Annotated in this window: 18 protein-coding genes; 6 read left to right on the top strand and 12 right to left on the bottom strand. The window is 72.4% G+C overall.

The window, feature by feature from the left end; all coding sequences use genetic code 11:
* Positions 1-7 precede the first annotated feature (7 nt).
* Positions 8-808 carry an acyl-CoA thioesterase gene (locus ACFWPS_RS49735; RefSeq protein WP_383719901.1) on the top strand — a complete coding sequence of 267 codons (801 nt, stop codon included), beginning with the start codon at positions 8-10 and terminating at the stop codon, positions 806-808.
* An 18-nt stretch (positions 809-826) separates the two neighbouring features.
* On the opposite strand, the gene ACFWPS_RS49740 is transcribed toward ACFWPS_RS49735, so the two are convergent.
* Entirely contained in the window at positions 827-1,957 is a 1,131-nt protein-coding gene (locus ACFWPS_RS49740) for a thiolase family protein (RefSeq protein WP_383719904.1), read from the bottom strand.
* On the bottom strand, positions 1,950-3,380 hold the full coding sequence (locus ACFWPS_RS49745; RefSeq protein WP_383719906.1) for a class I adenylate-forming enzyme family protein: 1,431 nt from the start codon (positions 3,378-3,380) through the stop codon (positions 1,950-1,952). The genes ACFWPS_RS49740 and ACFWPS_RS49745 overlap by 8 nt, the downstream gene beginning before the upstream one ends.
* Positions 3,381-3,434: 54 nt before the next feature.
* Between ACFWPS_RS49745 and ACFWPS_RS49750 the strand changes: the two genes are divergently transcribed.
* Complete coding sequence (locus ACFWPS_RS49750; protein ID WP_383719909.1) at positions 3,435-4,202, top strand: SDR family oxidoreductase; 768 nt, start codon at positions 3,435-3,437, stop codon at positions 4,200-4,202.
* Between the two features lie 103 nt (positions 4,203-4,305).
* On the opposite strand, the gene ACFWPS_RS49755 is transcribed toward ACFWPS_RS49750, so the two are convergent.
* From ACFWPS_RS49755 to ACFWPS_RS49765, 3 genes are all read right to left on the bottom strand, one after another.
* Positions 4,306-5,367, bottom strand: coding sequence for a phosphotransferase family protein (locus ACFWPS_RS49755; RefSeq protein ID WP_383719911.1), 1,062 nt, complete (start codon positions 5,365-5,367; stop codon positions 4,306-4,308).
* Positions 5,364-6,689, bottom strand: coding sequence for an acyl-CoA dehydrogenase family protein (locus ACFWPS_RS49760; RefSeq protein WP_383719914.1), 1,326 nt, complete (start codon positions 6,687-6,689; stop codon positions 5,364-5,366). Before ACFWPS_RS49760 ends, ACFWPS_RS49755 begins: the two co-directional genes overlap by 4 nt.
* 72 nt (positions 6,690-6,761) lie before the next feature.
* Positions 6,762-7,355, bottom strand: coding sequence for a TetR/AcrR family transcriptional regulator (locus ACFWPS_RS49765; RefSeq protein WP_383719917.1), 594 nt, complete (start codon positions 7,353-7,355; stop codon positions 6,762-6,764).
* Positions 7,356-7,402: 47 nt separating this feature from the next.
* Between ACFWPS_RS49765 and ACFWPS_RS49770 the strand changes: the two genes are divergently transcribed.
* On the top strand, positions 7,403-8,170 hold the full coding sequence (locus tag ACFWPS_RS49770; RefSeq protein ID WP_383719920.1) for an SDR family NAD(P)-dependent oxidoreductase: 768 nt from the start codon (positions 7,403-7,405) through the stop codon (positions 8,168-8,170).
* A 157-nt stretch (positions 8,171-8,327) separates the two neighbouring features.
* On the opposite strand, the gene ACFWPS_RS49775 is transcribed toward ACFWPS_RS49770, so the two are convergent.
* The 7 genes from ACFWPS_RS49775 to ACFWPS_RS49805 are packed head-to-tail and all read right to left on the bottom strand — an operon-like array spanning position 8,328 to position 16,525.
* Complete coding sequence (locus ACFWPS_RS49775; protein WP_383719924.1) at positions 8,328-9,380, bottom strand: CaiB/BaiF CoA transferase family protein; 1,053 nt, start codon at positions 9,378-9,380, stop codon at positions 8,328-8,330.
* Positions 9,377-10,333: a TIGR03564 family F420-dependent LLM class oxidoreductase gene (locus ACFWPS_RS49780; RefSeq protein ID WP_383719926.1), complete on the bottom strand. Its 957-nt coding sequence runs from the start codon at positions 10,331-10,333 to the stop codon at positions 9,377-9,379. Before ACFWPS_RS49780 ends, ACFWPS_RS49775 begins: the two co-directional genes overlap by 4 nt.
* A gap of 1 nt (position 10,334) precedes the next feature.
* A complete protein-coding gene (locus ACFWPS_RS49785) occupies positions 10,335-10,736 on the bottom strand; it encodes a cobalamin B12-binding domain-containing protein (RefSeq protein WP_383719928.1) in 402 nt (133 codons plus the stop codon).
* Positions 10,736-12,313 carry a methylmalonyl-CoA mutase family protein gene (locus ACFWPS_RS49790; RefSeq protein WP_383719931.1) on the bottom strand — a complete coding sequence of 526 codons (1,578 nt, stop codon included), beginning with the start codon at positions 12,311-12,313 and terminating at the stop codon, positions 10,736-10,738. The genes ACFWPS_RS49785 and ACFWPS_RS49790 overlap by 1 nt, the downstream gene beginning before the upstream one ends.
* Positions 12,310-13,752 carry a FadD3 family acyl-CoA ligase gene (locus ACFWPS_RS49795; RefSeq protein ID WP_383719934.1) on the bottom strand — a complete coding sequence of 481 codons (1,443 nt, stop codon included), beginning with the start codon at positions 13,750-13,752 and terminating at the stop codon, positions 12,310-12,312. The genes ACFWPS_RS49790 and ACFWPS_RS49795 overlap by 4 nt, the downstream gene beginning before the upstream one ends.
* Positions 13,749-14,927 carry an amidohydrolase family protein gene (locus ACFWPS_RS49800; protein WP_383719935.1) on the bottom strand — a complete coding sequence of 393 codons (1,179 nt, stop codon included), beginning with the start codon at positions 14,925-14,927 and terminating at the stop codon, positions 13,749-13,751. Before ACFWPS_RS49800 ends, ACFWPS_RS49795 begins: the two co-directional genes overlap by 4 nt.
* A gap of 35 nt (positions 14,928-14,962) precedes the next feature.
* Complete coding sequence (locus ACFWPS_RS49805) at positions 14,963-16,525, bottom strand: AMP-binding protein (RefSeq protein ID WP_383719938.1); 1,563 nt, start codon at positions 16,523-16,525, stop codon at positions 14,963-14,965.
* Positions 16,526-16,607: 82 nt separating this feature from the next.
* Between ACFWPS_RS49805 and ACFWPS_RS49810 the strand changes: the two genes are divergently transcribed.
* From ACFWPS_RS49810 to ACFWPS_RS49820, 3 genes are all read left to right on the top strand, one after another.
* Complete coding sequence (locus ACFWPS_RS49810; RefSeq protein ID WP_383719941.1) at positions 16,608-17,591, top strand: 2Fe-2S iron-sulfur cluster-binding protein; 984 nt, start codon at positions 16,608-16,610, stop codon at positions 17,589-17,591.
* Between the two features lie 65 nt (positions 17,592-17,656).
* Entirely contained in the window at positions 17,657-18,376 is a 720-nt protein-coding gene (locus tag ACFWPS_RS49815; protein ID WP_383719944.1) for an enoyl-CoA hydratase/isomerase family protein, read from the top strand.
* Positions 18,366-19,100: an alpha/beta hydrolase fold domain-containing protein gene (locus ACFWPS_RS49820; RefSeq protein ID WP_383719946.1), complete on the top strand. Its 735-nt coding sequence runs from the start codon at positions 18,366-18,368 to the stop codon at positions 19,098-19,100. The genes ACFWPS_RS49815 and ACFWPS_RS49820 overlap by 11 nt, the downstream gene beginning before the upstream one ends.
* Positions 19,101-19,260: the final 160 nt, after the last annotated feature.

Here is a 19,260-nt window from a genome sequence, read left to right on the forward strand (position 1 = left end):
GAAGCACGTGACCACGGATCTCTGGCAGGACCTCCTGGGCTGCCTCGACCTCACCGCGCACGGCACCGACGCCTACGAAGGCCGCTCGCAACGGCTTCAGTATCGGCGGCTGTTCGGCGGCCAGTTCCTCGCCCAGTTCGCGCGCGCCGCCCATCTCGCCGCGCCCGGCAAGGCCCTGAAGTCGCTGCACACGCAGTTCCTGCGCGAGGGCCGCACCGGGGAACCGGTGCGCTACGAGGCCGACGTGCCGCAGCACGGCCGTACCTTCGCGACCGTGAGGCTCACCGCCGGCCAGGAGCACGGAGTCGTCGCAGTGGCGAGCGCGAGTCTGCATGTGTGGGAGGAAGGGCCGGACCGGCAGACGGTGGAGCCCACGCCGGCGCTGCCCGGCCCGGAGCGCACCATCGAACTCGGGCTGCTGCCCTGGGAGTCGCGGGCTGCCACCGACCTCGACACCGCGAAGTCCGAGCCGCCCGTCTACGAGTTGTGGACCCGCGTCCCGGCCGCACCGCCGGATCTCGGCCCCGCGCTGCTCGCGTACGCCACCGACCTGACCCCGATCGGCACCGCGCTGCGCCCCCTGGAAGGCCTCACCCAGGCGGACGCGGGCCGGGCGTTCGGCTCGGCCGTGACCGCGCACACCGTGTGGTTCCACCGCCCGTTCAGCACCGGGCGGTGGCTGCTGCTGCGCCAGCACAGCCCGCTGGCCGCACACGGGCGGTGCTTCGGACGCGGCGACGTCCTCGCCGAGGACGGGACACTGCTCGCCTCCTACGCGCAGGAGGCGCTGCTGAGGTTCGGCGGCTAGGCCCCGCCCGCCGACCGGTCAGGGCGCGGGCACCTCCAGGACCAGGGCGGAGCCCATGCCGCCGCCCGCGCACATCGCGGCCACGCCCACTCCCCCGCCCCGGCGGCGCAGTTCGTGGACGAGGGTGACGACCATGCGTGCCCCGGTGGCGGCCACGGGGTGGCCGAGCGAGCAGCCGCTGCCGTTGACGTTCACCGCGTCCGGGTCGAGGCCGAGGCGGCGGATCACGGCGACCGGTACGACGGCGAAGGCTTCGTTGATCTCGAAGAGGTCCACGTCGGGGACCGACATCCCGGCCCGCTCCAGCGCCTTGGGGATGGCGAGCACGGGGGTCAGCCCGGTCTCGGCCGGATCCAGAGCCACCGAGGCCCAGGAGCGCACCCTGGCCAGCGCGGGCAGTCCCAGCCGCTCGTCGGCGACCGCCACGGCGGCGGCCGCGTCGTTGGCGCCGCAGGCGTTCCCGGCCGTGATCGAGAACCCCTCGATCTCGGGGTGCAGCGGCTTGAGCGCGGCCAGCCGTTCCGCGCTCGTGTTCCGGCGCGGGTGCTCGTCGGCCTCGAAGGAGCCGTACGGCGTCTCCACGGGCACGATCTCGTCCTTGAAGCGGCCCTCGTCCTGGGCGCGTACGGCGTTGCGGTGCGAGCGCAGCGCCCACGCGTCCATCTCCTCGCGCCCGATGCCCTCCTGTACGGCCGTGTTCCAGCCCACCGTGATCGACATGTCGAGGTTGGGCGCGTCCGGGCGGTCGGGATGCGTGGGCGGTACCCAGCGTTCGGTGTCCTGGAAGGACAACTTGGGTGCGGTGGAGGTGGAGTTGACGCCACCGGCGACGACGAGGCGGTCCATGCCGGCCCGGATCGAGGCCGCGGCGGTCTGTACGGCGGCGAGTCCGGCGGCGCAGTGCCGGTTCAGGGCGAGGCCGGGGACCCGGGGCAGTCCGGCGGTGAGGGCCGCGTGCCGGGCGACGACCCCGCCGCCGTAGTGGGACTCGGCGAGCACCACGTCGTCGACGAGCGCGGAGTCGAGTCGCTCCGCGGTCGCCGAGACGATGCGGTCGGCGAGGTCGTAGGCGGTGGTGCTGCGCAGGGTGCCCTTGAACGCGGTGCCGATCGGTGTGCGCAGGGCGGTGACGATGACGGCCTCAGGCATCGGCGGTCTCCTCCAGTTCGGCGACGAGGGTCCGGCGCAGGAGCTTGCCGGTGGCGGTACGGGGCAGTTCGGGACGGAAGACGACGAGGTCGGGCGTCTTCGAGGAACGCAGGTGGCGGCGGACGAAGGCCCTGATGTCCGCCGGGTCCCCGGAGCCGACCAGGACGGCCACCAGCCGCTGCCCCCACTCCGGGTCGGCGACCCCGAGCACTGCGGCCTCCCGCACCCCCGGGTACTGCAGGAGTACGTCCTCGATCTCGGCGGGAGCGATGTTCTCGCCACCGCGGATGATCGTGTCGTCGGCGCGCCCCTCGACGAACAGGTAGCCCGCCTCGTCGACCCGGCCCCGGTCGCGGGTGGCGAACCAGCCGTGGTCGTCCAGCACCCGGCCTGCGGCGTACTCCCCCGAGATCTGCTCGCCGCGCACGAAGACAAGCCCGGTCGCCCCCGGTTCGACCACCTTGCCGTCCTCGTCCCGGATCTCGACCTCGATCCCGGGCAGCGGGCGGCCGGCGGAGCCGAGCCGGGCCCGTACGGCCGGGTCCTCGGCGACCAGGGCCTGCCAGTGGTCGTCGGGGCCGAGGACGGAGATGGAGGACGCGGTCTCCGTCAGACCGTACGCGTTGACGAAGCCGGTCTCCGGGAACTGCCGCAGCGCCCGCTCCACCACCGGGCGCGGGGTGCGCGCACCGCCATAGGCGAGGCTGCGCAGGGTGGGCGTCCCGGCCTGGCTCTCGCCGAGCTCGGCGGTGACGCGGGCGAGCATGGTCGGCACCAGCATGGCGTGGGTGACGCGCTCGCTCCGAACCGTCGCCAGCCAGTCCGCCGCCTCGAAGGAGGCCTGGTAGACGATCCGCCGGCCCGCGTAGAGGTTCGTCAGCAGGTTCATCAACCCGGCGACGTGGTACGGCGGGAGCGCTACCAGGGTCGCGTCGTCGGCCTCCGCCGAGCCGAAGTCCTGGGTGTTGAAGACGTAGGCGAGCAGGTGGCGGTGGCGCAGCAGTGCCGCCTTGGGGGCGGAGGTGGTGCCGCTGGTGTAGAGGGTGACGGCGGTGGCGTCCCGGTCGTCGGGGGTCGGCCGCCACACGGCCTCGCCCAAGGGGGCGAGCAAGGCGTCGAGGTCATCGGGGCGTAGGACGACCGCGCCCGGGTGCCGCTCCAGCAGGGCGGCCAACTGCTCGTTCCCCAGGCGGTAGTTGAGGGGGACGAAGGGGACACCGGACAGGGCCGCGCCGAACAGGGCGACGGGGTAGGCGAGGTGGTTCACGCCGAGGTACAGGACCGCGGGGCGGTCGCGGAAGCGGTCGGCCGCATGACGCGCGAGGCGCTGGAGTTCGGCGGCGGAGAGCGAACGGCCGCCCTCGGTGACGGCCGGCCGGTCTCCCGCGGAGGCGGCCATTTCCAGGATCACGGCTATGTTCATGAGAATGGCATTCTCATACACTCAGAGCCTTACTCGCAAGAGAGGGGAACGGCGATGCTCATCGAGGGTTCCTCGGCCCTGGTGGTCGGTGGCACGGGTGGACTGGGCGAGGCGACGGTACGACGGCTGCACGCGGCGGGCGCGCGGGTCGTGGTCGCCGACCTGGCCGACGACAAGGGCAAGGCCCTCCAGGAGGAGCTGGGGGTGCGGTACGTGCGCGCGGACGCCACCGACGAGGAGTCGATGGCGTCGGCAGTCGAAGTCGCCTCGCAGGAGGGCGAGTTCCGCACGGCGGTGGACTGTCACGGCGGTCCAGCGCGTGGTGGTCGGCTCGTCGGCCGGGACGGGTCGCCACTGGATCTCGCCGGGTTCCGCACCACGGTCGACGTCTATCTGACCGGGGTGTTCAACGTCATGCGCCTGGCCGCCGCGGCCATCGCCAGCACCGCACCCGCCGGGGAGGACGGCGAGCGCGGTGTGATCGTGACGACGTCGTCCATCGCGGCGTACGAGGGCCAGATCGGCCAGCTGCCGTACGCCGCCGCGAAGGGCGGGGTGAGCGCGATGACCCTGGTGGCCGCTCGTGATCTGTCGCCGCTGGGCATCCGGGTGGTGTCGATCGCACCCGGCACGGTCCTCACCCCCGCGTACGGCAAGGCCGCCGACCAACTGGAGGCGTACTGGGGCCCGCAGGTGCCCCACCCGCGCCGGATGGGACGACCGGAGGAGTTCGCCGCCCTCGTCCAGCACCTGTGCGAGAACGGCTACCTCAACGGCGAAGTGGTCCGCTTGGACGGGGCGTTGCGGTTCCCTCCGAAGTGACGTCCCGAACAGCGCGCCCCAAAGGGGCGCGGGGAACAGCGCGCCCAGCCACGATGGTGCCGCGGAGAACCGACTACAGCCCGCGGCACTCCCGGCGGACCGCTCAAGCGGCCATCTCCTGACGAGCCTTGGCCCACAGCCAACCCGCGTAGGCATGGAACGCCACGCCCAGCTTGGGGTTCATCTTCCCGGCGAGCGCACGCGCATGGCTGCCCTCCAGCAGCGCGGCGAGCCGGAAACAGGCCAGCACCTGGTACCAGCGGAACGCGGACACGTCCCGGCCGGTCCGCTCGGCGTAGTACGCGACGAGCTCGGCGCGGGAGGGCATGCCGTCCCAGGGCTGCAGTTGGGGTGCGCTGCCGGGCGGGTCGCCGGGCTCCCGCCAGGCCGTGAGGATCCAGGCCAGGTCGAGCAGCGGGTCCCCCAGGGAGGCCATCTCCCAGTCGACGATGGCGGCGAGGCGCGGGGCGTCGTGGGCGAACATGACGTTGGCGAACTGCAGGTCGCCGTGGACGATCCCGGTCGCGCCCTGCTTCGGCGCGTGCGCGACCAGCCAGTCGGCCACGGCGTCCACGTGCGGGTTCTCGCTCTCCGCATAGGCCGGGTCGGCGCGGTAACCGTGCAGCACCTTCAGGTACTTGGGGGTCTGCCGCTCCAGCCAGCCCTCCGGACGCCCGAGGTCGGCCAGACCGTGCGCGTCCGGGTCCACCGCGGCCAGCCGTGCGGCGCCTTCGACAAGGGCGAAGGAGACCTCGCGCCGCCACTCGGGATCCTCGCCGTACCGGCCGGGCAACTGCCCCCGGGGCATGAAGCCGTCGATCTTCTCCAGGACGGAGAAGGGCGCGCCGAACACCGCCTCGTCCTGCACGCTCGCGTACAGGCGGGGGTGCGGTACGTCGGTCGAGGCGAGGGCTCCCAGGACCCGGCCCTCGCGGCGGAAGGCGTCGGAGGCGCCGGCCTTCAGGTGCCGGCCGGGCAGGCGCAGCACGAGTTCGGCGCCGTCGGCCCGGCGCAGGACGAACAGGAGGTTCTGCGCGCCGCCAGTGAGGGGTTCGAGCGCGGTGACGGGGCCGTCGCCAGGCAGATCGGTGAGGCCGGACCAGGAGTTGAGGCGGTCGAGGTCGGCCGCTGTGTCGTCGGTGCCGTGCGTCTCCCGGGTGCTCATCGGGTCACCGCCGTTCCCCTCAGGCGGTCCGCGTACTTCGCGCGGGCCGCGGCCAGCCGGGTGGGCAGATGGGCCGAGCCGAACAGCTGGTCGTCCGCCGGGGTGGCGTCCTTCAGCAACAGCCGGGCGATGACGTCCTGGTGGGCCTCGGTGGGGCCGTCGGCGACGCCGAGGGTCGGGCCCGAGTTCCACATCTTCGCCAGGGGCAGCTCGTTGGAGACACCGAGCGCGCCGTGCAGGTGCAGGGCCCGGTAGGCGACGTCGACGAGGACCTTGGGCGTGGCGACCTTGACGCCGGAGACGTGCAGCCGGGCCCGGCGGGCGTCGGCCGGGTCGCCGGTCCCGGCCGCCCGGTCCGTCTGCCAGGCGGCGTGCAGGACCTGGAGCCGGAACTGCTCGATCTGCACCCAGGTGTCGGCCAGTTGGTGGCGCACGGCCTGCTGGTCGGAGAGCGGGCCGCCGCGGGTGCGCCGGGAGGCGATCCGCTCGGTCATCATCTCCAGGGCGCGCCGGCACTGGCCGACCGAGCGCATCGCGTGGTGCAGCCGGCCGCCGCCGAGGCGGGTCTGCGCGATGAGGAACCCGGAGCCGGGCTCGCCGAGCAGGTTCGCGGCCGGCACCCGGCAGTCGGTGAACCGCAGATAGGCGTGGACACCCTCGCCGAGGGGTTCCCCGGCCATGCCCGTGCCGCGCACCATCTCCATGCCGGGCGTGCCGGCCGGGACCAGGATCATGGACGCGCCCCTGTGCACGGGCACGTCGGGGTCGGTGACCACCATGGCGATGACGAAGGCCGCATGGGGGTAGTTGGAGGCGAACCACTTCTCGCCGTTGATCACCCACTCCCCGCCCTCCCGGACGGCACGGCAGGTGAAGCCGCCGGGGTCCGCGCCACCGGTCGGCTCGGTCATGGCGAAGGTGGACACGATCCGCCCGTCGAGCAGCGGCTCCAGGTACTCCTTGCGCTGTTCCTCGGTGGCGTAGTGGGCGAGGATCTCGGCGTTGCCGGAGTCGGGGGCTTGGGTGCCGAACACCATGGGCGCCCAACTGGACCGGCCCAGGATCTCGTTGAGCAGTCCGAGGTTCACCTGCCCCATGCCCATGCCGCCGAGCGAGGGCGGCAGATGGGCGGCCCACAGCCCCTGCTCGCGTACCTGCCGCTGCAACGGGCGGACCACTTCCCGGAAGACCTCGCTATCGCGGTCGTAGGGCTCGGCGTTGCCCGGGAACAGCACGTCGAGCGGCTCGATCTCCTCACGGACGAACCCCGCGGCCCAGTCGAGCCTCTCCTGGAACGCGGCGTCGGTACTGAAGTCCCACATGACGCATCCACCTTCCTTCAGAATGGCGTTCTGAAATTAACAGAACGGCATTCTCGCGTCCAGCAACAGGACTTACCCTCTGCGGGGATCGGGAGCGCGTACGCCCGCGAGCAGAAACCCGACCAGGTGTTCGGTCTCCGCGCGTCCGGGCACCTCCTCGGTGAACAGCCAGTACTGCAGGGCCGCGACGACCGCGCCGGCCGCGGTCCGGGCGGAGCGCATCGGGTCGCCGGACCCCAGCTCGGCGGCCGGCTGGGCGAACAGCGCGGCCAGGGCGTCCACCAGCGCGACGGTGACGTGCGAGGCCCGGGGTGCGTGTCCGGTGGCGTTGGCCAGGACGGCGCGGGTCTGCCGCGCCAGGGCCGCATCGGCGGCCTGCCGTACGACCGCTTCGAGCCCCGCCCGCAACCGGGCCTCCGGGCCGCGCCCGGCCGCCCGCGCGATCCGGTGCCGGACATACCCGACGAGCGTGCGCGCCCCGCGCTCGACGATGGCCTCGACCAGGGCGTCCTTGCTCGCGAACGAGCGGTAGAAGGCGTCGTTCGACAGCCCCGCGGCGGCCACGATGTCGGCCACCCGGGGCCGGCGCCCACCACCCGACACCATCAGGGTCAGTCCGGCGTCCAACAGCGCCTCGGCGTCGCGATCCCGAATGCTATTCTGCATATTTGAGAACGCTACTCTCATAGCCGAGAACGCTCCAGGAGGCGGACATGGGCTACGCGGACGAGCTGTTCGACCTCTCCGGCAGGGTGGTCCTCGTGACCGGCGGCAGCCGGGGACTGGGGCGGGCCATGGCCTTCGGGGCGGCTCGCTGCGGCGCCGACGTCGTCGTCGCCAGCCGGAAGTACGACGCCTGCGCCACCGTGAGCACCGAGATCGAGAAGGAGACGGGGCGTACGGCGTTCCCCTACGCCGTCCACGTGGGCCGCTGGGACGAGCTGCCCGGCCTGGTCGACGCCGTCTACGCACGCTTCGGCAGGCTCGACGCGCTGGTCAACAACGCCGGGATGTCTCCCGTCTACGACGATCTGGCCGACGTCACGGAGAAGATGTTCGACGCGGTGCTGGGCCTCAACCTCAAGGGCCCGTTCCGGCTGGCCGTGCTGGCCGGGGCCCGGATGGCCGAGGCCGGGGGCGGCACGATCGTCAACGTCGGCTCCACCGGCTCGGTCCGGCCGCGCCCCGCGATCGTGCCGTATGCGGCCGCCAAGGCGGGGCTCAACGCAGTCACCGTGGGGCTGGCGCAGGCGCTCGGCCCTGCGGTGCGGGTCAACACGCTGATGTGCGGCCCGTTCGACACCTGGGCCACCCGCGGCTGGCAGCAGGACCCGGAGCAACTCGCCGAGGGAGTCCGCGGACACGCCCTGCGCCGCATCGGGGACCCGCGCGAGGTCGTGGGCGCCGCCCTCTACCTGATGTCGGACGCGTCCTCGTACACCAGCGGGGCGACACTGCGGGTGGACGGCGGGATGCCGTGACTCCGAGGCGGGCCTATCGAAGTCCGCTGCGGTTCAGTAGCGCCCCCGAAGGGGCGCGGGGCTGTATTGGATATGCGGCTGCCGCTGCGTGGGCGCGACCAGCCACGACGGCGCCGCGGCCGATCGACGACTTGCCGCGGCGCATCCTTCGGAGCGCTTACTCGGTGTCGGCGCCGCCGTGCTCGCCCAACCCCGGCGGTCGCCCGTACGACGGCTCGTAGCCGCTGACCCGGAACGGACTGCCGACCAGCCGGAGGCCGCCCGCGTCCACCACCGCGTCGGGAGCCTGGGCCAGCGCCTCGGGAAGGGTGCGGACGGCCGCTGCGGGGACGCGGAGCGGGCGCAGGCGGGCCTCCCAGCCGACGGCCGTGTCGGCGGCCAGCGCCTTGGTCACCGCGGCGATCACCTCGTCGCGCCGCGCCGCGCGTTCGGCCATCGTCGGGAAGCCCTCGACGCCGGCCTCGGCGGCGAGGGCGCGCCAGAAGCCGTCGTGGGTGATGAACAGGGCCAGATGGCCGTCGGCGGTCGGGAAGATCTGGGCGGGGACGTAGTAGGAGTGCGCTCCGCCCAGGCGGCGGGGGGCGACCGAGTCGTTGAGCCAGGCCGAGGCGTGGTAGTTGAGCTGGGAGAGCATCACGTCCCGCAGGGAGACCTCGATCTGCCCGCCCCGCCCCGAGACCACCTGCGCGAGCAGGCCGAGCGCGGCGGCGAGTCCGGCGGAGTTGTCGGCGGAGGAGTAGCCGGGCAGCAGGGGCGGGCCGTCCGGGTCGCCGGTGAGGGCGGCGATGCCGGTGGCGGCCTGGACGACGTAGTCGAAGGCGGGTTCGTCGCCCGCGTCCATGCCCCAGCCGGTGAGGGCGACGCAGACGAGGCGTTCGTTGTAGGGCTTCAGGTCCTCGTAGGTGAGGCCGAAGCGACGGATGGCGGACGGCTTGAGGTTGACGAGCAGCGCGTCCGAGTCGCGCACGAGGTCGTGCAGCCGGTCCTGTCCATCGGGCGTGGTCAGGTCCAGGCGGACCGAGCGCTTGCCCCGGTTGAGGCTGGCGAAGTAGGCGTCGGACACCTGCCGGGACAGGTCGCCGCCGGGCGGCTCCACCTTCGTGACCCGTGCCCCGAGGTCGGCGAGCAGCATGGTGGCGTAGGGGCCGGCGAGGATGTGGCCGACCTCCAGGACGCGCAGCGCCGCCAGGGGGCCCGGCCCTCCGGTCACCGGAAGTCCGCGGCGAGGGCCGCGACCGTGTCCCGGGTGCGGAGCTTGGAGGCGACCAGTTCGTCCCGGCCGGTGCCGATGGGCAGCAGGCGGACGGACAGGTCGGTCACGCCCGCGTCGGCGAAGCGCCGGAAGCGGGCCGCGATGGCCGCCTCGTCGCCGGCCGCGCACAGGTCGCCGACGTCGCGTGCATCGCCGTACTCCAGGAGCCGTCGGTAGTTGGGCGAGACCTCGGCCTCGCCGAGGATCCGGTTGGCGCGCTCCCTGGCCGTGTCCACCTCGTGCGGCGCGCAGAGACAGACCGGGATGCCCGCGACGACACGCGGGGCCGGGCGTCCGGCCGCCTCCGCCGCCTTGCTGATGGCCGGTACGACGTGCTCGGCCACAGCCCGTTCGTCCGCCATCCACAGGACGGTGCCGTCGGTGTACTCGCCCGCGATGCGCAGCATCACCGGGCCGAGGGCGGCGACCAGGACCGGCAGCGGGGCGACCGGGGCGAGGGTGAGCGGATTGTGCACGCGGAAGACGTCGTTCTCGACGTCCACCGAACTCGCGCCGCTGAGCGCCGCGTCGAGGACTTCGAGGTAGGCCCGGGTGTACGCGGCCGGCTTCTCGTACGGGATGCCGAGCATGTCGCGGACGATCCAGTGGTGGGAGGCGCCCACGCCGAGGGCGAGCCGCCCACCGGCGGCCGCCTGGGCCGAGATCGCCTGCCGGGCCAGGGCCACCGGGTGCTGGGCGTGCACCGGGACGACCGCCGTGCCCAGCTCGATGCGCGAAGTGGCCTGCCCCATCAGGGAGACGGCGGTCAGGGCGTCGAAGTCGGTGGGCACCTGCGGCACCCACACGGTGTCGAAGCCGGCCTCCTCGGCCCAGCGGGCGTCGGCGACCATGCGCGCCGCCTTGTGCGCCGCGTCGCCCCGCTCGGGGCCGCTCATCACTCCGACTCGCATGTCAGCCCTCCTGGGCGGTCAGGGCGCGGATGTCCGCGACGATGGCGGGCAGTGGGGTGCCGGTGGGAAACACGGCCGCCGCTCCGGCCTCCCGCAGCAGCGCCACGTCGGCGGCCGGGATCGTGCCGCCGACCACGACGGGGATGTCGTGCGCGCCCGCCGCGTGCAGTCCGCCGACGGTGCGGCGGGTCAGCGTGAGGTGGGCGCCGGAGAGGATCGACAGGCCGACCACGGCCACGTCCTCCTGGACGGCGGTGGCGACGATGTCCGCCACCCGCCACCGGATGCCCGTGAACACCACCTCGAACCCGGCGTCGCGCAGTCCGCGCGCGACCAGCTTGGCCCCGCGGTCGTGCCCGTCGAGCCCGGGCTTTGCGACGAGGATCCGCACCGGCGCGGTCATCAGAACACCACCGGCTGCCGGAACTCGCCCCACACCTCGCGCAGGGCTCCGGCCGTCTCGCCGACCGTGCAGTAGGCGTCGGCACAGGCGATCAAAGGATGCATGAGGTTGGTGTCTCCTTCGGCGGCGCGTCTGAGCTCGGTGAGGCGGGCCCGTACCGCGGCGGCGCTGCGCTCGGCCTTGACCTGGGCGAGCCGTTTGAGCTGCCGTTCCCGCCCCTCGGCGTCGAGTTCGTAGGTGGCCAGGTCGGGCGGGGGCTCCTCGGCGGTGAAGCGGTTGACACCGACGACCGGCCGCCGCCCGGAGTCGACCTCCTGGTGCAGCCGCCAGGCCTCGTCGGCGATCAGCCCCTGGAGGTAGCCGTCCTCGATGCAGCGGACCATGCCGCCGTGCGCCTCCAGATCGGCCATGATCCCGGCGATCCGCTCCTCCGTGGCGTCGGTGAGCGCCTCCACGAAGTACGAGCCGCCCAGCGGGTCGGCCACCCGGGCCACCCCCGTCTCGTGGGCGAGGATCTGCTGGGTACGCAGGGCGAGCGTCGCCGACTCCTCGCTGGGCAGCGCGAAGGGCTCGTCCCAGGCGGCGGTGAACATCGACTGCACGCCGCCGAGCACGGAGGCGAGGGCCTCGTAGGCGACGCGCACGGTGTTGTTACGGGCCTGCGGCGCGTACAGCGAGGCCCCGCCGGCCACACAGCCGAAGCGGAACATGCACGCCTTGTCGGTCCGCGCGCCGAACCTCTCACGCACGATCGTCGCCCACCGCCTGCGCCCCGCACGGTACTTGGCGATCTCCTCGAAGAAGTCACCGTGCGTGTAGAAGAAGAAGGAGATCTGCGGGGCGAACTCGTCGATGGTCATACGTCCGCGGTCCAGCACGGTCTCGCAGTACGTCACTCCGTCCGCGAGTGTGAACGCCATCTCCTGTACGGCGTTGGCGCCCGCGTCCCGGAAGTGTGCTCCCGCGACCGAGATCGCGTTGAAGCGGGGCACCTCGGCGGCGCAGAACTCGATGGTGTCGGCGATGAGTCTGAGCGACGGCTCGGGGGGCCAGATCCAGGTGCCGCGCGAGGCGTACTCCTTGAGGATGTCGTTCTGGATGGTGCCGGTCAGCTTGGCGCGCGGGATGCCGCGCCTCTCGGCGGCCGCGACGTAGAAGGCGAGCAGGACGGCCGCCGTGCCGTTGATGGTGAAGCTGGTGCTGATCCGGTCCAGCGGGATCGTGTCGAAGAGGATCTCGGCGTCGGCGAGGGTGTCGAGAGCGACTCCCACGCGGCCGACCTCGTCCGTGTACTCCGGGTCGTCGGAGTCGTAGCCGCACTGGGTGGGCAGGTCGAGCGCCACCGACAGGCCGGTGCCGCCCTGGTCGAGGAGGTAGCGGTAGCGGCGGTTGGACTCCTCGGGGGTGCCGAAGCCGGAGTACTGGCGCAGGGTCCAGGTCCGGCCGCGGTAACCGGTCGGGTAGTTGCCGCGGGTGAAGGGGAAGGTGCCGGGGTCCGGGGGTTCGGCGCGCAGGTCGGCGGGGCCGTAGACCGGCTTGAGCGGGATGCCGGACGCGGTACGGGGGTCGTCGGTCATGACAGCTGGTCCTTCATCACCTTGCCGGTGGCGTTCAGCGGCAACTCCGTGCGGAACTCGATCTGCCGGGGCACCTTGAAGCCCGCCATCCGCTCCCTGGCCCAGGCGATCAGCTCGGCCTCCGTCACCGTGCCGCGGGGCACCACGAACGCCTTGCCGACCTGGCCCATGCGGGCGTCGGGTACGCCGATGACGGCGGCCTGGGCGACGGCCGGGTGCCGGAGCAGGAAGCCCTCGATCTCGGCCGGGTAGGCGTTGAAGCCGCCGACGATGAACATGTCCTTCTTGCGTCCGACGATCCTCAGCCGCCCGTCGCCGTCGATCTCGCCCAGGTCGCCGGTGTGCAGCCAGCCGTCGGGGTCGACGGTCTCGGCGGTGGCCTCGGGGTCGTCGAGGTAGCCGAGCATGACGGAGTAGCCGCGCACGAGGACCTCCCTGTCCTCGGCGAGGCGCACCTCGAAGCCCTCGCAGGGTCTGCCCACGGTCGTGGCGACGGCCTCGTACGGGTCGCCGGGCCGGGACGCGGTGACGGTGCCCGCCTCGGTGAGGCCGTAGCCGGTCATGAGGTGGGTGAAGGGCAGTTCGGTGGTGATACGGCGGACCAGTTCGACGGGGATGTCGGCGGAGCCGGTCACCGCGACCCGCAGCGACGACAGGTCGTGCTTCTCGCCCGCCTGGAGGAGGGAGTGGTAAAGCGTCGGCGGTCCCGGCAGGATCGTCACCCGCTCCCGCTCCACCAGCTCCAGGACGTGCTCCACGTCGAAGACGGCGACGGGGAGCACGGTCGCGCCCCGGATCATGGAGGCGACCAGACCCGCCTTGTAGCCGAAGATGTGGAAGAACGGGTTGACGATCAAGTAGCGGTCGCCTTGGCGGAGTCGGGCCAGGTCGCACCACTCGGCGTACAGGCGGAGGGTCTGGCCGTGCGTCGTCATGACGCCTTTGGGGCGGCCGGTCGTGCCGGAGGTGAAGATGATGTCCGCGAGGTCGTCCTCGCCGGCCTTGTGCTCCAGTGGCTCCCCGGAGCCGAGGAACCCGTCCGCCCGCAGGTCGACGACGGGGACACCGGGCGGTCCGGTGAACTCCCGGTCCAGGAAGCCGTTCTGGACGCACAGCACCCTGGCGCCGCTGCGGACGACGATGTCGTGGGCCTCCTCGTCCCGGAACCGGGTGTTCACCGGGACCAGTACGGCTCCCGCGGTGAGCGCGCCGAACGCGGCGATCGCCCACTCGGCCGAGTTCGGCGCCCACACCGCGACCCGGTCACCGGGCCGGACGCCCACCGAGGCGAACGCCCCGGCAGTGCGCCGGACTTGATCGGCGAAGTCGGTGAAGGTGAGCCGCAGGTCGCCGTCGACCACGGCCTCCGCGTCCCCGAACCGGTCGGCGGCGCTGCGCACCAGTTCGGGGATGCTGTGCCACGGCACCGTCGCGGTCATGCGTCGATCAGCCGGGCCAGGTTGCCGCCCATGACCCTGGCCTTGTCGGCCTCGGTCAGTTTGGCCAGGTGGTCGACGTAGGTGACCGGGTCGGCCAGGCCCTCCGGGTGCGGGTAGTCGGAGCCGAACAGGACACGCTCGATGCCGATGAGGTCGCCCAGGTGGGCCATGTCCTCCTCCCAGAACGGGCTGATGTGGATGTTCCGCCGGAAGACCTCGACCGGGTCCTCGTGGAACTCGTGCGGCATCTTCTTGTGCACGTCCGCGAGCCGGCCGAGCAGCGGCTCCACCCAGGAGGCGCCGTTCTCGATGACCGCGACCTTCAGCTCCGGGAAGCGGGAGAGCGTGCCGTGGCAGATCAGGGACGAGACCGCGTCCTCGATCGGCCGCCACTCGTTGACCTGGCGGAACGCGTTCGGCTTGAAGGGCAGGAACTCGCGCGTGTTGCCCTCCCAGTCGTTGGCGTAACGGGCGTAGCCGCTGTCGGAGGAGTGGAAGGCGACCAGCACGCCGGTCTCGACGACCCGCTTCCAGAACGGGTCGAACTCCGGCAGCGCGAACGAGCGCGTGGCACCGAATCCGGGCACGGGCGCCGGCCGGACCAGGATGGCGCGGGCGCCGCGCTCCACCACCCAGTTCAGCTCCTCGATGGCCTTCTCGACGATCGGGAGGGTGATGACGGGCACGGTGAAGATGCGGTCCTTGTAGGTGAAGGACCAGGTGTCGTACAGCCACTGGTTGAGGGCGTGGATGACCGTGTGGATCAGCTCCGGGTCGTCCTTCATGCGCTCCTCGATGAGGCTCGCGAGCGTGGGGAACATCAGGCTGCGCTGGATGCCGAGCTCGTCCATGAGCTCCAGGCGCGGGGCCGGCTCGCGGAAGGCGGGCACGGAGCGCATCGGCTCGCCGAATATCTCCCGCCGGGTCTTGCCGGTCGGGTTTCCGACCTTGAAGTACTCCTCCATGGCCCCCGGGCGGGCGACCACGTCGAAGGTGGGGTTGGGGATGTACTCGCTGATCTGCCCACGGATCGCGATCTTCGTACGGCCCCGGACGGTCACGTACTCGATGGCCCCGTCGTACTCCTTGGGCAGGTACTTCGTGAGCGCTTCCTGCGTCTCGTAGAGGTGGTTGTCCGCGTCGAACAGCGGATACGCGAGCGCGCGAGAGGGCATGAGATCCTCCTTCACCAATCTTGAGAATCGTATTCTCACTGTGCGGCAGTGGCAATGTTCCGGCGGAGCTCGAACTTCTTCACCTTTCCGCTCGGCGTACGCGGGAAGTCGTCGACCGCGCGGATCTCCTCGGGCCACTTCTGCCGGGCCAGCCCGGACCGCTGGAAGTGCACCCGTACCTCGGCCAGGACCGGCACGGACCAGCCGGAGCGCATGCGCAGGACGGCCGTGGCCCGCTCCCCCAGGCGAGGGTCGGGGACCGCGACCACGGCGGCCTCGGCCACCCCGGGCAGCCCGAGCAGGACCTCCTCGACCTCCAGGGCGCTGATGTTCTCGCCGCCGCGGATGATGACGTCGGCCTTGCGGCCGGTGATGGTCAGGTATCCGTCGGCGTCGAGCACGCCGATGTCGCCGGTGCGGTACCAGCCGTCCGCGTCGAAGGCGGCGGCGGTCAGGGCGGGGTCGGTGTAGCCGAGGCACAGGTCGGGGCCGCGGGTGAGGATCTCGCCGTCCTCGGCAAGCCTCAACTCGACGCCGGGCAGCGGGAGTCCGTCGGAGTGCAGCCGTTTGGCGGCGGGGCCGTCGTAGGGGGTGCAGGTCACGGACGGGTGCTCGGTGGAGCCGTAGGCCCGGAAGACGCCGATGCCCAGGGACTCCAGCCGGGTCGTCACGGCCGAAGCGACGGAAGCGCCGCCCAGACCTGCGTACTTGAGGTGCGCGATGTGCTCGGGCGTGCAGTCGGGGTGATCGAGCAGGCTCGTCATGTAGTACGTCGCTCCCCCGCCGACCGTGAGCCCCTCGGCCCGCATGAGCGCGAGCGCCTGGGCGGGGTTCCAGACGTCCCCGAGGTTGACCGGGGAGCCGTCGAGGACGGGGATGAGAAAGGCGTTGATCATGCCGATGAAGTGGCCGACCGGCGCCACGGTGAACTGGCGCCCCCGGTCGGGCGGGTAGCTCGCGGCCAGTTGGCGCGTCTCGTAGCCCAGCGTCCGGTGGCTGTGGATCACGCCCTTGGGGTCCCGGGTGGTGCCCGAGGTGAAGGCGATGAGCGCGGGGGCGTCCGGGTCGACGGGAAGCTCGCCGGCCAGCGGTTCGTCCGCGAGCAGGGTGTCGAAGTCGCGGCCGACGACGCCGAGGACCGGGACGTCCTTGCACAGCTCCGGGCGGAACTCGGACCGGCCGAAGCGCCCGGCCGCGAAGAAGGCCTTGGGGCGGGTCGCGCCGAGGATGTAGCCGACCTCCTTGGGCCCGTAGAAGTGGACGACCGGCACGACCACCGCGCCCAGGAAGGCGCAGGCCCAGAACACGGCTGCGGCCTCCATCCAGTTGGGCAGCTGCATGGCGACCACGTCGCCGGGGCCGACCCCACGTGCCCGCAGCCCGGCGGCGAGCCGCCGCGCCACCCGCTCGACGTCGGCGAAGGTCCCCGCCCACGGCCGTACCTCGGAGTGCACACGGAACTCCACGTCGCCTGCTGTGGCCAGCCCGGCGGTCAGCAGCCCGCCCAGGGTCTCGCGGGTCCACCAGCCCTCGGCCTCGTAACGCGCGGACAGTCCGGGCGGCAACGGCCGCAGAGCACCGGGAGAAGTCGTCGTCATGGCAGGAGTTCTCCTCATCACGGTCACCATTGCACCTGTAGGAGAATTGCACTCTCCCATAGCGAGAAGGTAAGTTCCATACATGGCACGGGATCACGGCTTCCATCCGGTGCGGATCACCCGGATCGTCGACGAGACGCCGGACACACGCACCTTCGCCCTCGACGCGCCGTTCCCCTACCGGGCCGGGCAGTTCCTGACCTTCAAGGTGTGCGGGACGCTGCGCAGTTACTCGATGTCGTCCTCGCCCGACACCGACGGCGAGCTGTGCGTGACGGTGAAGCGGGTGCCGGGCGGGCTCGTCTCCGGCTGGATGCACGCCCACCTGCGGCCGGGCGACAGTCTCGAGGCCACCCGGCCCGGCGGCTCGTTCTGTCTGCGCGCGGAGGCGACGGACCGGCCGCTGGTCGGTTACGCCGGCGGGAGCGGCATCACCCCGGTGTTCTCCCTCGTCAAGAGCGCACTCGCCACCACACCGCGCACGATCCGGCTCCTGACAGCCCATCAGAGCGAAGGCTCGGCCATCTTCCGCGGGGCACTCGACGCCCTCGCCGCACGCCATCCCGGCCGGCTCCGCCTCCACGACCACCTCGACGCCCGGGACGGACTGGTCGGCGCCGACGAGATACGCGGCCTCGCCGACGCCGACGCGGACCACTACATCTGCGGGCCGGAGCCGTTCATGGCACTGGTCGAGAGCACCCTGCTCGCGGCCGGGACACCCACCGAGCGGATCCTCGTCGAGCGTTTCACGCCGGTGGCAGCCGCCGACACGCCTGCCGAGCCCGTCCCGGGCACCGTCACCGTCGACCTGCGGGGTCAGCGCCGTACCGTGCCGCAACGCGTGGGCGAGACCCTGCTGCAGAGCGCGCGCCGGGCCGGGTTCACCCCGCCCTTCTCCTGCGAGTCCGGGGACTGCGCCACCTGTATGGCACGGCTGACCGTCGGCGAGGCCAAGATGCGGGTGAACAACGCCCTGGAACCCGACGAGATCGCCGAGGGCTACGTGCTCACCTGCCAGGCCGAACCCACGACCGCCGAGGTGACCGTCGTCTACGAGGACTGATGCCCGCCGAGCCGTCGGCACCCGCCGGACCATCGGCACCCGCCCGTTCGACCGGAAGGCCACGCATGGTTGACCTGGAAATCGAGGACGGTCTGGCCGTCGTCACCATCGACCGCCCGCACGCCCGCAACGCCATCGACCCGGCCACCATGGGCGAACTCGACAAGGCCCTGGACTCGGCCGAGGGGGCGAGGGCGCTGGTGGTGACCGGCGCGGGCGACAAGGCGTTCGTGTCCGGCGGCGACCTCAAGGAGCTGGCGCGGCTGCGCACCGAGGCGGAGGCGGCCGGGATGGCGCTGCGGATGCGGGCGTTGTGCGACCGGATCGCCGCCTTCCCCGGCCCGGTGGTGGCCGCGCTCAACGGGCACGCCTTCGGTGGCGGCGCGGAGGTGGCGGTCGCCGCCGACATCCGTGTCGCCGCCGACGACATCCGCATCGGTTTCAACCAGACGAAGCTCGCCATCGTGCCCGCGTGGGGCGGCGCCGAGCGGCTGGCCCGGCTGGTGGGGCCGGGCCGGGCACTGCTGCTGGCGGGCACCGGGCGCGTGCTGGACGCGACCGAGGCCGAGGGGCTGGGGCTGGTGGACCTGGTGCTGCCCCGCGCCGGGTTCGCCGGCGGATGGCGGGAGGCGGCGCGGTCGCTCGCCACCGCACAGGCCCGCGAGATCAAGAACCTGACCACCCGGGCCAGGCCCCCGCAGGAGGCCGCGGCGGCCTTCGCCCGGCTCTGGGTGTCCGACGAACACTGGCAGGCGGCGGAGAAGGTGATGTCCCGTGGCAGGTGAGATCCACGTCGAGGAAGGGCCGTTCGGGCCGGAGGTGCGGCCCGAGGGCGCGGCCGTGGAGCAGACCGTGCTGTATCTGCACGGCGACCCGCGGCTCGCGGGCACTCCTCAGGACGCCGTGCCCACGGCCCGCGAACTGGCCCGCCACACCGGCTACGCGGTCGTGTGCGCCCGCTACCGGCTCCGCTTCCCCGAGGCTCTGGAGGACGTGTACGCCGCCTGGCAGCACTGCCGCGACCGCGGCCCTGCGGCCTTGGCCGGCAAGCGGCTGGGCGGTGCCCTGGCCGCCGGTCTGCTGCTGCGGCTGCGCGACGAGGGGGCAGCTCCGCCGTCCTGTGCGGTGCTGTCGTCACCGGTGCTGGACTTCACGCTGGACGCGTCCAGTCTGCTGCTCAACGCGGCCGCCGACCGCACGCTCGACGCCGAGGCCCTGTCCGTCCGGGCGGCCGCGTACGCGGGCACGACACCGCGCAGCCAGCCGCTGCTCAGCCCGCTGCACGGCAACCTCCACGGCCTGCCGCCTATCCAGCTGCACGCGGCGGGCACGGAGATGCTCCTTGACGACACGCTGTCCCTCGCGACCCGCGCGGCGCACTCGGGGGTCGAGGTCGACATGCGGATCTACGAGGACTCCTCCGCGCAGGGACTCAGGCAGCTGGAGGCGACTGCGGCGTTTCTGCGCGCCTGGTGCTCGACCGGCCTGGCGACTCCGCAGCGAAGCTGAACGGCACCGCGGAACGTGCGACAGCGGTGGCCCGGACGTGCGTCCGGGCCACCGCTGTCGTGCGCCTGGCGGGACATCGCAGATGAGCACAGCCGTCCACGAACAAGCGAGCCGGCCGACACTTCGCGTATGACCACGGGCTGCCTGGGCACGCACCGCG

The sequence above is a fragment of the Streptomyces sp. NPDC058457 genome, from assembly GCF_042720695.1.
Taxonomy (GTDB): domain Bacteria; phylum Actinomycetota; class Actinomycetes; order Streptomycetales; family Streptomycetaceae; genus Streptomyces.

What these genes read in the sequence shown, in the direction of transcription:
- ACFWPS_RS49755 (WP_383719911.1), bottom strand. Translation starts at nt 5,367, where the DNA reads ATGAGCACCCGGGAGACGCACGGCACCGACGACACAGCGGCCGACCTC.
- ACFWPS_RS49760 (WP_383719914.1), bottom strand. Translation starts at nt 6,689, where the DNA reads ATGTGGGACTTCAGTACCGACGCCGCGTTCCAGGAGAGGCTCGACTGG.
- ACFWPS_RS49740 (WP_383719904.1), bottom strand. Translation starts at nt 1,957, where the DNA reads ATGCCTGAGGCCGTCATCGTCACCGCCCTGCGCACACCGATCGGCACC.
- ACFWPS_RS49795 (WP_383719934.1), bottom strand. Translation starts at nt 13,752, where the DNA reads ATGACCGCGACGGTGCCGTGGCACAGCATCCCCGAACTGGTGCGCAGC.
- ACFWPS_RS49810 (WP_383719941.1), top strand. Translation starts at nt 16,608, where the DNA reads ATGGCACGGGATCACGGCTTCCATCCGGTGCGGATCACCCGGATCGTC.
- ACFWPS_RS49790 (WP_383719931.1), bottom strand. Translation starts at nt 12,313, where the DNA reads ATGACCGACGACCCCCGTACCGCGTCCGGCATCCCGCTCAAGCCGGTC.
- ACFWPS_RS49780 (WP_383719926.1), bottom strand. Translation starts at nt 10,333, where the DNA reads ATGCGAGTCGGAGTGATGAGCGGCCCCGAGCGGGGCGACGCGGCGCAC.
- ACFWPS_RS49770 (WP_383719920.1), top strand. Translation starts at nt 7,403, where the DNA reads ATGGGCTACGCGGACGAGCTGTTCGACCTCTCCGGCAGGGTGGTCCTC.
- ACFWPS_RS49800 (WP_383719935.1), bottom strand. Translation starts at nt 14,927, where the DNA reads ATGCCCTCTCGCGCGCTCGCGTATCCGCTGTTCGACGCGGACAACCAC.
- ACFWPS_RS49765 (WP_383719917.1), bottom strand. Translation starts at nt 7,355, where the DNA reads ATGCAGAATAGCATTCGGGATCGCGACGCCGAGGCGCTGTTGGACGCC.
- ACFWPS_RS49805 (WP_383719938.1), bottom strand. Translation starts at nt 16,525, where the DNA reads ATGACGACGACTTCTCCCGGTGCTCTGCGGCCGTTGCCGCCCGGACTG.
- ACFWPS_RS49785 (WP_383719928.1), bottom strand. Translation starts at nt 10,736, where the DNA reads ATGACCGCGCCGGTGCGGATCCTCGTCGCAAAGCCCGGGCTCGACGGG.
- ACFWPS_RS49745 (WP_383719906.1), bottom strand. Translation starts at nt 3,380, where the DNA reads ATGAACATAGCCGTGATCCTGGAAATGGCCGCCTCCGCGGGAGACCGG.
- ACFWPS_RS49815 (WP_383719944.1), top strand. Translation starts at nt 17,657, where the DNA reads ATGGTTGACCTGGAAATCGAGGACGGTCTGGCCGTCGTCACCATCGAC.
- ACFWPS_RS49750 (WP_383719909.1), top strand. Translation starts at nt 3,435, where the DNA reads ATGCTCATCGAGGGTTCCTCGGCCCTGGTGGTCGGTGGCACGGGTGGA.